General features: G+C 44.9%; 12 protein-coding genes. 6 read left to right on the forward strand and 6 right to left on the reverse strand.

Features of this window, described 5'->3' with window-relative positions; all coding sequences use genetic code 11:
• Window positions 1-575 precede the first annotated feature (575 nt).
• From ydiJ to SSED_RS09760, 4 genes are all read left to right on the forward strand, one after another.
• Window positions 576-3,635 (forward strand): D-2-hydroxyglutarate dehydrogenase YdiJ, encoded by a 3,060-nt coding sequence (gene ydiJ / locus SSED_RS09745; RefSeq protein WP_012142219.1) that lies wholly within the window; start codon window positions 576-578, stop codon window positions 3,633-3,635.
• An 82-nt stretch (window positions 3,636-3,717) separates the two neighbouring features.
• Complete coding sequence (locus SSED_RS09750; RefSeq protein WP_012142220.1) at window positions 3,718-4,158, forward strand: DUF1285 domain-containing protein; 441 nt, start codon at window positions 3,718-3,720, stop codon at window positions 4,156-4,158.
• Between the two features lie 112 nt (window positions 4,159-4,270).
• Window positions 4,271-4,690, forward strand: coding sequence for a MarR family winged helix-turn-helix transcriptional regulator (locus SSED_RS09755; protein ID WP_012142221.1), 420 nt, complete (start codon window positions 4,271-4,273; stop codon window positions 4,688-4,690).
• A 70-nt stretch (window positions 4,691-4,760) separates the two neighbouring features.
• Entirely contained in the window at window positions 4,761-5,165 is a 405-nt protein-coding gene (locus tag SSED_RS09760; protein ID WP_012142222.1) for a PliI family lysozyme inhibitor of I-type lysozyme, read from the forward strand.
• Between the two features lie 20 nt (window positions 5,166-5,185).
• Here SSED_RS09760 and SSED_RS09765 read toward each other — a convergent pair whose 3' ends face one another.
• Both SSED_RS09765 and SSED_RS09770 read right to left on the reverse strand, forming a co-directional pair.
• Window positions 5,186-5,530: a hypothetical protein gene (locus SSED_RS09765; RefSeq protein ID WP_012142223.1), complete on the reverse strand. Its 345-nt coding sequence runs from the start codon at window positions 5,528-5,530 to the stop codon at window positions 5,186-5,188.
• Window positions 5,531-5,733: 203 nt separating this feature from the next.
• Window positions 5,734-6,768 (reverse strand): Leu/Phe/Val dehydrogenase, encoded by a 1,035-nt coding sequence (locus tag SSED_RS09770; protein ID WP_012142224.1) that lies wholly within the window; start codon window positions 6,766-6,768, stop codon window positions 5,734-5,736.
• Window positions 6,769-7,027: 259 nt separating this feature from the next.
• Here SSED_RS09770 and SSED_RS09775 point away from each other — a divergent pair, with 259 nt between their 5' ends.
• Window positions 7,028-7,471 (forward strand): DUF4826 family protein, encoded by a 444-nt coding sequence (locus SSED_RS09775; RefSeq protein WP_012142225.1) that lies wholly within the window; start codon window positions 7,028-7,030, stop codon window positions 7,469-7,471.
• Between the two features lie 218 nt (window positions 7,472-7,689).
• On the opposite strand, the gene purB is transcribed toward SSED_RS09775, so the two are convergent.
• The 4 genes from purB to SSED_RS09795 all read right to left on the reverse strand — a co-directional run bounded on the left by purB (window position 7,690) and on the right by SSED_RS09795 (window position 11,779).
• Window positions 7,690-9,057 carry an adenylosuccinate lyase gene (gene purB, locus SSED_RS09780; RefSeq protein WP_012142226.1) on the reverse strand — a complete coding sequence of 456 codons (1,368 nt, stop codon included), beginning with the start codon at window positions 9,055-9,057 and terminating at the stop codon, window positions 7,690-7,692.
• 28 nt (window positions 9,058-9,085) lie between these two features.
• Complete coding sequence (gene hflD, locus SSED_RS09785) at window positions 9,086-9,700, reverse strand: high frequency lysogenization protein HflD (protein ID WP_012142227.1); 615 nt, start codon at window positions 9,698-9,700, stop codon at window positions 9,086-9,088.
• A 3-nt stretch (window positions 9,701-9,703) separates the two neighbouring features.
• Window positions 9,704-10,822 carry a tRNA 2-thiouridine(34) synthase MnmA gene (gene mnmA, locus SSED_RS09790; protein ID WP_012142228.1) on the reverse strand — a complete coding sequence of 373 codons (1,119 nt, stop codon included), beginning with the start codon at window positions 10,820-10,822 and terminating at the stop codon, window positions 9,704-9,706.
• Between the two features lie 246 nt (window positions 10,823-11,068).
• Window positions 11,069-11,779, reverse strand: coding sequence for a pseudouridine synthase (locus SSED_RS09795; protein WP_012142229.1), 711 nt, complete (start codon window positions 11,777-11,779; stop codon window positions 11,069-11,071).
• Between the two features lie 383 nt (window positions 11,780-12,162).
• On the opposite strand from SSED_RS09795, the gene SSED_RS09800 reads away from it, so the two are divergent.
• Window positions 12,163-14,388 carry an NADP-dependent isocitrate dehydrogenase gene (locus SSED_RS09800; RefSeq protein ID WP_012142230.1) on the forward strand — a complete coding sequence of 742 codons (2,226 nt, stop codon included), beginning with the start codon at window positions 12,163-12,165 and terminating at the stop codon, window positions 14,386-14,388.
• The last annotated feature ends 5 nt before the right edge of the window (window positions 14,389-14,393 follow it).

Raw genomic sequence — 14,393 nt, forward strand, 5'->3', positions numbered from 1 at the left:
GCGAGAGTTTAGCGCTTCAGAGGCAAGGCAACGAGTGAAGAACATAGTTATTCTACGTTTAAGCTCGTTAACACTGCATCGGATGCGCTAAAACTCGCCTTTCAGGAGTGTTTTTGGCTGCCTACTTCTGCGTTGAATAACTTCAGAAGGGAGCACCATTCCCTCATCCATTCGCCTTGAATTAGTTTGCCAAAAAAACTCTGAGTAGATCACTTTCTTATACCGATTGGTATGAGTCCCTTTTCAATATCACTAACGCAATGCAGGTATTCTACGGGAACTCCCGAAGGGCAAGCCGAAAAGAAACATGTTTCTACATTCTTTATTTATAAGAATAAATATTGAATTAGAATTACTAGCTGCTATTTAATGCTGACCACCACGGATGGTGGGAATGTCGTTAATGCACGACTATATGGATATAGGAGGTAGAGTAACGCATGGAGCTGTTACCGAGGAGCAGTTAACTACCTTGAACTCTGTCACTTTTCGACATGCTGAAGCCTGCATTTCGAGGTCGTTTGGGTATATACTGTAAATCAAAATTTTAACAATTAAAGTAGACTGAAGCTGATATGTTACCTATCGATAAGTTACCAAAGTTATCTCATGAACAAACGCTAGAGCCCGTATATCTTGCCTTCCTGGCAGCGCTTGAGCAAAGTGATTTCACTGGTGATATCGATAAACGCTACAGTGCGCGTTTAGCGCAGGCGACAGATAACTCAGTGTATCAATTCCTTCCTCAAGCCGTTATCTACCCCAGAAGTCAGAAAGATGTGCGTTTAGTACTTATGCTGGCGACCAGTGCTGAATTTTCGCAAGTGGTATTCAGTGCCCGTGGTGGCGGTACAGGAACCAATGGCCAGGCGTTGACTCATGGATTAGTCCTGGACCTGTCTCGATATTTGAATAAGGTCATAGAAATTAACCCTGAGGAAGCGTGGGTTAGGGTCGAAGCCGGTGTGGTCAAAGATGCGCTTAATGACGCTTTGAGACCCCATGGATATTTCTTCAGTCCCGATCTCTCCACATCAAATAGGGCGACGATGGGGGGGATGGTTAATACCGATGCCTCGGGAGCCGGTTCACTGGTTTATGGCAAAACCTCAGATCATGTTATCGGCCTCTCCAGTGTGCTATATGATGGTAGTGTGCTCGATACTTATTCAATCACGCCCAAGGAACTCGAGAATATTGATGCCGTGACATCTAACCCTCTCGGTCAAACCTTGCTGACGTCGATAGCTAATATTTGCAGTGACAAACGTCCACTCATTGAATCCAGATTTCCAAAACTTAATCGATTTTTAACGGGTTACGACCTTAAGAATGTCTGGAATGATGAGTTAACTGAATTTAACCTGTCGAGAATATTGACTGGCTCTGAAGGTACGCTTGCCGTTATTACCGAAGCTAAATTGAATATTACACCGCTTCCTTCGGTGCGAATGATGGTTAACATCAAGTACAACTCTTTCGAATCGGCGCTGCGTCATGCCCCAGAGCTCGTGAAAGCCAAAGCGACCGTTGTCGAAACGATAGACTCGAAAGTCCTTAATCTGGCGCAACAGGACATCATCTGGCACTCCGTTTCTGAGCTGATAAAAGATGTTCCCGGCAGTGTTATCGATGGACTCAATATGGTGGAGTTTGCCGGCGAGCAGGAGGAGGTCGAGGCTAAAGTCGCTGCATTAACCTCAGCATTAGAGACACAAATTGATGAAAGCGCCGGTGGGCTGCTCGGCTATCAGGTCACCAATGATAAAAAGAGCATCAATACGATCTACGCCATGCGTAAGAAAGCCGTTGGCTTACTTGGCGCGGCTAAAGGACGTAGAAAACCGCTGGCCTTTGCAGAAGATACGGCCGTACCCCCTGAAAAACTCGCCGACTTCATCATGGAGTTCAGAGCCTTACTCGACAGTCATCAGCTTCAATATGGTATGTTTGGTCATGTTGACGCCGGCGTACTTCATGTCAGACCTGCACTGGATATGTGTGATATTGATGATGAAAGGTTGCTTAAAACCGTTTCGGACCAAGTGGCTGAGCTTACATTAAAATATGGCGGTTTGATGTGGGGAGAGCACGGTAAAGGCGTGCGTGGTGAATATGGTCCCTCGGTCTTTGGTGAAGAGCTGTACGGTGTTCTGGAAGAGGTTAAAGGGTTGTTTGACCCTAAGAATAAATTAAATCCCGGTAAGCTGGTGGCTCCTAAGGGGACAGGTGCACTGATTTATAATGTCGATAGTGTTAAACGCGGCAGTTTCGATCGCCAAATTCCCATGGAAACCAGAGAGGCTTTCCCTGATGTGATGAACTGCAACGGCAATGGGCTTTGTTTCAACTACAGTGCCTATTCACCCATGTGTCCATCTTTTAAAGTTACAGGGGATCGGGTTCAGTCTCCAAAAGGTCGAGCGGGCTTGATGCGAGAATGGTTACGCTTACTCGAATCCGAAGGCGTCGATGTCGACGCGCTTGCCAAATCCAAGCCCCTGGGCTGGTTGCAGCGCACTCAAAACACATTAAAAGCGAGCCGTGAGTATGATTATTCACATGAAGTGATGGAGTCATTAAAAGGCTGTCTGGCCTGTAAGGCCTGCACATCTCAGTGTCCGGTTAAGGTCGATGTACCTAAGTTCAGGGCTCAGTTCTTTAATATCTATTATCAAAGGTATCTGCGCCCGGTGAAAGACTATCTCGTCGCGGGAATTGAAGAGAGCTTGCCGTTAATGGCAATAGCTCCAAGATTAACCAATGCCGTTTCTCAGAACCCGTTAAGTCAGTGGGTGATAAAGAGGTCTTTGGGTTATGTGGATGCTCCGGCACTATCGATACCGACACTGAAACAACGTCTCGATGGCCACGCCTGTCGTGGTTATGATCTCGAAGCGCTGCAGAATATCCCCCAGGGTGAGCGCCAAAACTATGTGTTGGTGGTACAAGATCCCTTTAATAGCTTCTATGAAGCCGATACTGTCTATCACTTTATCAAGTTGATTGAAAAATTGGGCCTTAAGCCTGTGCTTTTACCCTTTAAACCCAATGGCAAGCCGATACATATTAAAGGCTTCCTCAGTAAATTTGCTAAGACGGCTCAGTCTTCGGCCGATTTCTTGACACAGGTTTTTGAGCTGAATATGCCGATGGTGGGTGTCGATCCTGCTATGGTGCTTTGCTACCGGGATGAATATCGTGAAGTGCTTGGGGATAGTTGTGGTGATTTTAATGTCAAGTTGTCTAATGAATGGCTCTTAGAGGCTATCGAACATTGCGATAAGCTGACTGTTAATCAAGATGCTTCAAATGAATTCACCTGGTTCAGCCATTGTACCGAGTCAACGGCAAAACCTAATACCGCGACAGAGTGGAAGAAGATATTTAACCACTTCGGTGCAAAATTAGAGACGGTGAGTCTGGGGTGTTGTGGCATGGCTGGTACTTATGGCCATGAAGCCGAGAATCAAGAAAGATCTCGAGAGCTATTTTCCATGTCCTGGGAGCAAACGTTAAAGTCATTACCCAGTGAACAGATCTTAGTGTCCGGTTACTCTTGTCGAAGTCAGGTGAAACGTTTCGGTGGTTTTAAGCCCAGACATCCGGTTCAGGCGTTATTGGCGCTTTTATAAACCATTAATCTGGCTAACAGCGACAAAAGCCAGGTGTTGTACCGGTTGGTATTACCTGGCTTTGTTGTTTTAAGGAGTTGATATGAGTGAAAGTAGCAAGACCGCTGATTGTGAGTTAGCTAAGCTGACTAAAGGGGCGCCGCTTTGCTCTGAGGACCCCCTGTTTAATATCACTACTCAGGGTGACTGGTATTATCGAGGAGAGCGATTACCGAACAAGTTTGCCCGGCTCTTCTCCTCGATTTTACACTGTATCGACGGCCAATATTACCTGATCACTCCAGCTGAAAAGTTACGGGTAATGGTTGCTGATGCGGCGTTAATCATCGTGGGTTACGAACAGAAAGAGCATGCATTTTTGCTAGACTCTGCTCTTGAGACGAAGCATAAGGTGGAAAATGTGAAGGCATTTGAACTTAATGATGAAGGCATTTTCCTTGAGTTAGAGAGAGGCCTCAAAGCTAAATTGGGCCGTGCTTGCTATTACCGCTTTATCAATCAGTTCATAATTTCTGAAAATTAAAATAATTAATCAAAGGCTTAAGCTTTAATTCGTAATTAGTTATGACTAATGCTAGTTTCCTGCAGGCTAAGTGGTAGTATTAAATCAGGTGCTGACGGATGGGAGATGCTGATTGAAACAGTATGAAAGCCTCGGGTATCTGGTGTCGCATTTGAATATTGATCTACAAAATGCATTGGATCAAAAACTCAAACGTTACCAACTCGATATAAAACTCTGGCCGGTTCTTTTTGCCTTGTGGCAAGAGGAGGGGATCACACAGACTGAGTTATCTAAACGGTGCGACGTTGCACATTATACGATGACACGCTTGCTCGACCAACTACAGGTACAAGGCCTGGTTACCCGCCATCAAGAAGCTGACAATCGTCGCGCATTTCACATTTTTCTTACCGATGCCGGAAAGGCGTTAGAGCAAGATCTTGTGATCGAAGCCGAGCGAGTCAACGCCAACTTTCTTGATAACCTCTCGGGTGATGAGCGCTTAGCCCTTATGGCCTTACTCAATAAAATTAATCGATTCCCCGAATGATCGATTAGTGATTTTGAATCACTTTCTTTTATGCCGTTATTAAATTCGCCAGGTTCAATCAGAGGATCTTATGATCAAGTATCTGCCTTTACTCTTGTTATCTTTCGCCGTGAGCGCGTGTTCAATCAATATCAATAAACCCAAGTCCAAATCTGATACCTCTATACACTCTTCATCCGGGGTTTACCTTGAAAGGTTTGAACTGGCTAGTGGCGCCACATTAGTGGTGAGTGAAGGAAGCTTAGAGCCGCGATCCATAGGAAGTATCACTGTAAAACTGTATCGAGATCTATCTGTAGGTGATTTTGCTGCCGCAGTGTCGTTTCCCCGAGATGGCACCATTTTAAAGGCGATGCTAATCGAGAATGGCACAGATAAACAGAAACTTTCTATTACGACTGTGACGGCTGGAAGCGGTAATTACCAGGACAGTCATCAGATCTGCATTAAAGACAATTCTATCGGCCTGTGTTAACCGGCAACGCCGTGTCTAGCTTAGTTAAGAAGTAAGAATAGTAAACCTGAAAGGGTTAAGAAAATGGTCATATTTTGAAGCAGTTTTCTACTCTGCAGTAAATTTTCTTTGCCTTGGTTGATACTGGTGACCAGGTTATTTCTCTTATAGATCCTGCAGACCATCTGTTCAGATGTAGGGTCTATAAGTAATTGAAAACGACATGGATTACCATCATTCAGCTTGATTTTATGTTCGCTGTTCTGACTGAAGTTCAGTTTTCTAGATACCATTTTCCCGTTGACAAACACTTGCTCTAACCCGCACCAGTTGCTGGCTTGAAGTTCGACAATATCTTGGTTGAGATCATACTTGAAAGTAACCATAGCGTTTTCCTACGCGAGATAATGAGGCTCTAAGTCAAGCAGACAAATATGACATTATCCAGTCGAAAGGATGAAATTTCTGTGTCAAATTTCTATCCCTTTGGCTGCACTGGTAAAAAAATTTAATTAAAAAAAGGGACGAAATTAATATTTCGTCCCTTCAGAGAAGTTTAGGAAATGTGTGTAGTATTTTTCCTAAAGACTTAGCTTTTGGCGGCTTCAATGATGTTACGTGCCATCTCATCGGCAACAGAACCTGTCGTTCTGTCCTGCTCGTCTGCCTGGGCAAATATTCTCATCAGAGTGCCGTAGATCTCTTCGACTTTTTTAGTCGATGAGGTCACGTCATAATCTTTTTCGAACGACACGTTGATAATGCCACCGGCATTGATCACATAGTCCGGCGCATACAAGATATCGAGCTCTTTAAGCTTCTCACCATGACGTGGCTCGGCTAACTGGTTATTGGCACAACCGGCAACGATCGTCGCTTTAAGTTGTGGGATGGTGACATCATTAATGGTTGCACCCAATGCACAAGGAGCGTAAACATCGACATCTTGCTTATAGATATCTTGTGGGGCCACCACGGTAGCCCCGAACTCTGTGGCTACCTTGTCTAATGAAGACTGGTGGATATCGGTAACGATTAGCTCGGCTCCCTCTTCGTGTAGGTGACGACATAGGTAATAACCAACATGGCCAACACCCTGAACTGAGATTTTAAGCCCTTTGAGAGAGTCAAGGCCGCGCTGATGCTTTACGGCAGCCTTTATTCCTAAATATGTACCCAAGGCGGTGAAAGGTGATGGATCACCACTTTTACCCTCAAGGCCTGCCATATATGGCGTCTCTTCATGGGCAATCATAATATCCGCGGTTGATACACCGACATCTTCAGCCGAATAATATTTTCCACCCAGGCCGTGGATACAACGGCCGAAAGCACGAAATAGTGCTTCTCTGTTTTCAGTCTCAGGATCGGCGATGATCACAGACTTTCCGCCGCCCATCTCTAATCCGGCAAGGGCATTTTTATAGGTCATGCCACGTGATAGTCTTAATACATCATTTAAGGCTTCGTCGTCAGACTCGTAGTTCCACATTCTACAGCCACCGACAGCAGGCCCTAGTTTTGTATTGTGGATGGCGATAATCGCTTTTAAGCCACTTTCTTTGTCCTGACAAAAGACAACCTGTTCATGTTCGTCAAAAGAGATATGATTGAATACAGCCACGTACAGTTCTCCGCTGGGGAATGAAAACGTCGAGAACATGAAACGTTCATTCGACGACTTATTTAAATTTATTGCAGAACGATAGCATTTAGAGATACCCTCAACAAAGTAAAGATTTGGATTAATTGTGATCTGCGTGGCAATTTAGCTTTCCACTTTACGTTAACGTAAAGTTGAGTGCCGTTTCTTTGGTCAAGGTCGGGACACTTTTGAAAAGCGCTCGCAGATGTACAGAATAACAATAAGATAGGAATGAAGTATGACGGAGCAAGCAGTCGAGCAATCTCAAGAGATTGATCAGGAAAAACAGGAAGCGCTGAGACAAGAGTGGATCAGAGAACATTTTCAAAAAGCGAATCGTTTTCTCGCCGAAAAGGGAGTGATCCCAAGTAATGTTATTGTTGATGAAAGCCGTTATTTAGCGCCTTACGTTGCAATTTGGAAAATGGAATCTAAACAGCCGAAGAAGCAGACATTTTGGGTGATGTCCGGCGATCTTCCCTCGGATTATGTCGATGTGAATGTTGCCGGAACGGCGCGTGAGGCGATTCGTCATTTCTCTATGATGTGGCAGCTGAAGGCTGAAAACTTACATAAATCCGGCGCAACCAAAGATCCTATGCAGGCGAAGTTTGCACAGCTACTCGTATCACGGGCAGAAAGCCTCTATCAGATCCATAATGACGAAAAGTTGTGGGCGTGATCAGTTAGCACATTCTCTGTGTTTACTGTTTTGAGATATGAAAATGGCACCTTTTATGGTGCCATTTTTATTGGCTGTTCATAATACTGCCTGAGCTATTCTCACCTGCCACATATTAAGCCAGGTATTAGTCCGCTAGATATCAGATATAAAAAAGCGGTAAGTATCAACTTACCGCTTTCTCATAGCTTAAAGATAGCTCGCCATTAAGGCTAAGACTATAGCTCGTCTACGAAGGCTTCCGCACGACCGATATAGTTAGCAGGTGTCATCTTCTTAAGTTCGATTTTGACATCTTGTGGTAACTCAAGACCATCGATAAAGAGGGCGAGTTGTTCGCCATCGATACGCTTACCACGAGTCAGCTCTTTGAGCTTCTCATAGGGTTTCTCGATACCGTAGCGACGCATGACGGTTTGTACAGGCTCTGCCAATACTTCCCAGTTTTTATCCAGCTCAGCACGCAGTTGCTCTTCATTGACTTGAAGCTTACTGATCCCTTTGAGCGTTGCTTGATAGGCGATTAACGCATGAGCCATACCAACACCTAAGTTGCGAAGAACGGTTGAATCGGTTAGATCACGCTGCCAGCGAGAGACCGGAAGCTTAGATGCCAGATGCTGCATTAGTGCGTTAGCAATACCTAAGTTACCTTCCGAGTTTTCAAAATCGATAGGGTTAACTTTATGTGGCATGGTTGAAGAACCAATCTCGCCGGCAATGGTTCTTTGCTTGAAGTGACCCAGAGCGATATAGCCCCAGATATCACGGTCAAAATCGATAAGAACAGTATTGAAACGCGCAACAGCATCGAAGAGTTCGGCTATATAATCGTGTGGCTCGATCTGTGTGGTGTAAGGGTTCCAGTTAAGTCCCAGGCTGGTAACAAAACGCTGTGAAAGCGTATGCCAATCAACTTCAGGGTAGGCTGACAGGTGAGCATTGTAGTTACCTACTGCACCATTTATCTTACCCATGATCTCAACTGAATTGATCTGCTTTAATTGACGCTCAAGACGAATGACAACGTTAGCCATCTCTTTACCTAAGGTAGAAGGAGAGGCCGGTTGACCATGAGTTCGTGACATTAAAGGTACTGAACGGTGCTCTTTAGCCAAGGCTTTGATCGCATCGATGACTTGCTGACAGTAAGGGGCTAATACCTGCTCACGTGCTTCGCTGAGCATCAGGCCATGAGACAGGTTATTGATATCTTCTGATGTACAGGCAAAGTGCACAAACTCATCGATTGCAACAAGTTCTGCATTGTCTGCGATTTGCTCTTTGATGAAGTATTCAACCGCTTTTACATCGTGGTTGGTTGTCGCTTCAATCTTTTTAATGCGCAGCGCATCTTCTTCACTGAAGTTATCTTTAATTTGATCGAGAAGGGCAAGCGCTGTCTCGCTAAAGGGGGGAACTTCTTCAATTTCAGGACAGCTGGAAAGCAGCTTTAGCCAGTTAATTTCGACTTGAACACGGTATTTGGTCAGGCCGTACTCGCTGAAAATCCCTCTTAATGAGGCGGTTTTACTACCATAACGACCGTCTACGGGAGAGATAGCAGTTAGTGCGGAAAGTTCCATTTGAAGCTCCTTTATGAACTTAGCTTATTTATAGGGTGAGGCTTTTTTTTGCCGTATCGACTATTGTTTTTCTGGCGAAGACAAGGTGTCTGCGCTTGCCTCCTAATTGGCGCCACAATACTGCGCTGCGCATGGCAGACAGTAAAAGTGCACGGATTTTTTCCTGTACTTGAGATTGTTTCAGATACTCCGGATTACCCGAGATTTGAATTTTTGGACCTAAGGTGCTGATAATATCGCTATAGATACCAGCGAAATTGGCGATGACCTGCTCGTCGGTGATCTCAAAGTGGTGGAGCTGACGGTGAATCTGATTGATTCTTTCCGATAAAATGCTCATGGCATTGCCACGAGCCAACTTTCTCTCTAAGGCTAATATACCGACAAGGTATCGAGTCACTTCGACATCTTTATCTTTAGCATCACCGAGTTGATTGATGATGAGTTGGTAGCCTTTATTTAAGGCTACCTTGTCAGCATAAACATCTGAGGTCGTGTCTGGATTCGTGACTAAGACAGTGTTTAAACAGGCAGCGAGACTATCTCGGTCTGAGTTTCCATGTCTGGCTATGTGTTGCACTTGTGCCACGGCCTGCAAAATTCCTGCAAAAGCCATAGTACGGTCAATTAGCTGATCGCTCACGTGTTATTCTCTAATTAATGAATCGATGATACCGCCACCTAAGCAAAGCTCGGCATCATAAAACACCGCCGATTGACCAGGGGTCACAGCGGCTACGGGCTCATCGAATATGACTTTTATTCTATCATCGCCTTCATAAGTTAATGTGCAGGCAACATCTCTTTGGCGGTAGCGAGTCTTGACCGTGATCTGAGCACCATCGATAGGTCCTTTTCGGTCGACCCAGTGGAGTTGATCGGCATAGAAGCCCACCGACATTAATCTTGGGTGATGACCGCCTTGACCGACAACGAGTACGTTTCTGTCCATCTCTTTGTCGACCACATACCAAGGGTCATCATTACTGTTCTTCATGCCACCGATCCCGAGCCCTTTTCGCTGACCTAAGGTGTGGTACATGAGACCCTGGTGTTTGCCGATGATTTCACCTTCGGCGGTTTCGATGTTTCCTGGCTGTGCAGGCAAGAAGGTGCTCAGGAAATCAGTAAACTTTCGTTCGCCGATAAAACAGATCCCGGTACTGTCTTTCTTATCGTGGGTGACAAGACCCATCTCTTTCGCTATCTCTCTGACTTCGCTCTTTTCGAGTTCGCCTACAGGGAAAAGTGAGCGGGAAATTTGCTCATGGCTTAAGGTATAGAGGAAGTAGCTTTGATCTTTATTGCCATCTCTGCCTCGTAACATCTGGCTTTGACCGCTTTCATCGCTTCTGCGAACATAATGACCCATAGCGATATAGTCAGCATCTAAGATGTCATCAGCAAACTCGAGAAAAGCTTTAAACTTAATCTCCTTATTACAGATGATATCAGGATTTGGCGTTCTGCCCGCTTTATATTCGGCTAAAAAATACTCGAACACATTGTCCCAATATTCAGAGGCGAAGTTGACTGTGTGTAGTTTGATACCCAGCTTGTCACATACTGCTTGTGCATCTTTTAGATCGTCTGCCGCAGCACAATATTCATCGGTGTCATCTTCTTCCCAATTTTTCATGAAAAGACCTTCGACCTGATATCCCTGTTTAAGTAACAGGTAAGCCGAAACTGATGAATCAACACCGCCAGACATGCCGACGATGACTTTTTTATTGTTAATAGCAGTGGGTTCGATTAATGCCATAGATCCTAAAACCGTTGAATGTGTCTTCGCAGCCTATTGTCCGTGATCATCCAGAAAAGATCCAAAGTGATACAGGAAATAAGCTACATTTTCGGGGGCGTATTCTATCACGCATTCGAGCCCGGGGCTAACCTCAGATGGTCCCCATTAAGCAGTTCCAGCGGATAGTGAATTTTGTTACGAAAGTCACCGAGGCTGGATAATACCAGAGGACTCCTAAGCATTGGCTCTAAATTCTGTATCTCCTCATAAGTTAACCATATCTATACGCTGGTATTCTCCGGATTGGAGATCGTTAAGACTCCATTGTCCTATTTTATAGCGAATTAATCTGAGAGTGGGAAACCCTATGTTTGCCGTCATTCTTCTTACCTGACGGTTTCGGCCTTCACAGATTTGAATCTCGAGCCAAGTCGTCGGGATACCTTTACGCTCTCTGATAGGTGGAGTACGTGGCCATACATCGGGTTGAGTCATTATCATGACTTTTGCCGGCAAGGTCATCCCATCCTTTAGCTCGACACCATGGCGTAACTTATCTACATCTGCTTCATTGGGTTCACCTTCAACCTGAGCCCAATAGGTCTTGAAAGTTTTTTTCTTAGGCTCGGTAATTTTTGATTGTAATTTCCCGTCGTTGGTGAGTAAAAGCAGGCCTTCACTATCTCGGTCCAACCGCCCGGCAGCATAGACATCCGGAATGGGAATGTAGTCTTTTAAGGTTTGTCGTCCCTGCTCATCGGTGAACTGGCAAAGTACATCGAATGGCTTGTTAAACAAGACGATGATGGGATCTTTTGCTCTGGGCTTAACCGTTTTACGGGTTTTGTGTTTTTCAGCCCCCAGGTGTGGGCTTTTTGCCTTATTAAATCTGTTGGTAACTTTGCCTCTGCGATCTGTCGAGGAAGGAGAAGTGGCGCTTTTAGATCTTGTTTGACGAGAATTTGTGTGACTCACTTGGGCTAACTTCTGGCATAGTATGACTTAATTGATACTAGTGTACTGCGCATTGGCCATTAGTGGAATTTGAATATTGTCTGGAATGTTTTATGATATGCGCCATTAAAGTGTGATCTGCGCCAAGTTGTTATTAAGTTTTGAGAAGCTCGACGCGGGTGGTAATGCGTTATTAAGGCCTGAAAAGCTTGTATTTTATGAGTTATAAACTCATGTTATCAAATGCTTTATGCTCTTCACCGACCACCTTCAGTAGTGATTAGAGGGCCGTTAGCAGGCTTGTATAATAACTCTTATAAGAAACTGTATATTAATAAAAAACAGTATAAGAATAAATTAAAATTATCATAAATTATTTATTTTACAACAATGTAGGACTAAAAATGACCGACAAATCATCAACGATTATCTATACTGAAACAGACGAGGCGCCAGCCTTAGCCACTCTGTCTTTATTACCTATTATCAAGACGTTTACTCAAGCCGCTGGTGTGAATGTTGAAACTCGTGATATCTCTCTATCGGGTCGGATTATTGCTAATTTCCCTAACAAGCTTACAGATGCACAAAAAATTTCAGATGCCTTGGGTGAATTAGGTGAGTTAGTGGGTAAGCCTGATGCGAATATTATCAAGCTACCTAACATCAGTGCATCAATTCCTCAGCTTAAAGCCTGTATTTTAGAGTTACAGAATAAGGGCTACGATATTCCGTCATATCCTGATGAGCCTGCAAATGCAGCCGAAAAAGCGATTCAGGCACGCTATGACAAAATTAAAGGCAGCGCGGTTAATCCGGTTCTTCGTGAAGGAAACTCAGATCGTCGCGCTCCGGGTTCAGTAAAGAAGTATGCACAAAAGAACCCTCACTCGATGGGGGCCTGGAGTCGTGATTCAAAATCTCATGTTGCGCATATGAGTGAAGGCGATTTTTATGGTAGTGAGAAATCATTAACGCTTGATAAAGAGAGTAATGTGCATATCGTACTGGCCAAGAAAGATGGCGGTGAGATGGTATTAAGAGAGTCACTCTCTTTGAAGGTCGGTGAAGTCATCGATGCTTCTGTCATGAGTAAAAAATCACTGGTTGAGTTCTTCGAGCGTGAAACTCAAGACGCGAAGGCACAAGGAGTTCTACTCTCTCTGCACTTGAAAGCGACCATGATGAAAGTCTCTGACCCCATTCTTTTTGGCCATGCCGTTAAGGTGTACTACAAAGAGTTATTCGCTAAGCACTCAGAACTGTTTGAGCAACTGGGCGTGGATGTAAACAATGGTCTTGGTGATGTCTACGCGAAGATAGCCACGCTTCCAGAGGCTCAAAAAGCTGAAGTTGAAGCCGATATAGCAGCTATCTATCAGACTCGTCCTGAGCTTGCTATGGTCGATTCAGACAAAGGGATCACTAACCTCCATGTGCCTAGTGATGTGATCATCGATGCTTCTATGCCTGCAGCCATTCGTACATCGGGAATGATGTGGGGTGTAGATGGTCAGCCTAAAGATACTAAGGCGATGATCCCGGATCGTTGTTACGCCGGTGTGTATCAAGAGACCATTCAATTTTGTAAAGAAAATGGTGCGTTTAACCCTTCTACCATGGGGAGCGTGCCAAATGTGGGCTTGATGGCACAAAAGGCTGAAGAGTATGGTAGCCATGATAAAACGTTTGAGATTCAGGCTGCGGGTACGGTTCGAGTCATAGATAACCATGGTGACGTACTATTGTCACATGACGTTGAAGCTGGTGATATCTGGAGAATGTGTCAGGTTAAAGACGCGCCAATTCGTGATTGGGTGAAACTGGCCGTTAAACGCGCACGTCTTTCATCGACTCCTGCCGTGTTCTGGTTAGATGAAAGCCGTGCTCATGATGCTCAAATCATTAAGAAAGTGAATCAGTATCTGCCTGAACATGACACTGACGGGTTAGCGATCCACATCATGTCACCGGTTGAAGCGACTCGGTTTACGCTACAACGAACTAAAGATGGGTTAAATACCATCTCTGTGACCGGTAACGTACTGCGTGATTACCTGACCGATCTATTCCCAATTCTCGAGCTTGGAACGAGTGCAAAAATGCTCTCAATAGTCCCTTTGATGAATGGCGGTGGATTATTCGAAACCGGTGCTGGCGGAAGTGCGCCTAAGCATGTTCAGCAAGTCGAAAAGGAAGGTCACCTGCGTTGGGATTCTCTGGGTGAGTTTTTGGCGCTGGCGGCATCGCTGGAGCATCTGAGCCAGACGACCGATAATGCTAAGGCACAAGTATTGGCCGATACATTAGATAGCGCGATTGGCCGATTCCTGGACCAGAATAAGTCACCATTGCGCCGTGTCGGTCAGCTCGATAACCGAGGTAGTCATTTCTATCTGGCAATGTATTGGGCTCAGGCAGTTGCAGAGCAGAGTCAGGATACAGAATTGAAAGCACAGTTTACCGGGCTGGCTGAATCACTGGCGAACAGTGAAACTACAATAGTCGATGAACTCAATAACGCTCAGGGTAATGCTGTCGACCTGGGTGGTTATTATCGTCTCGATGTAGATAAAGCCGCCGCAGAGATGCGTCCGAGTGCAACATTAAATGCATTGTTTACGGTTTAGCACTA

The organism is Shewanella sediminis HAW-EB3, assembly GCF_000018025.1.
Taxonomy (GTDB): Bacteria; Pseudomonadota; Gammaproteobacteria; order Enterobacterales; family Shewanellaceae; genus Shewanella; species Shewanella sediminis.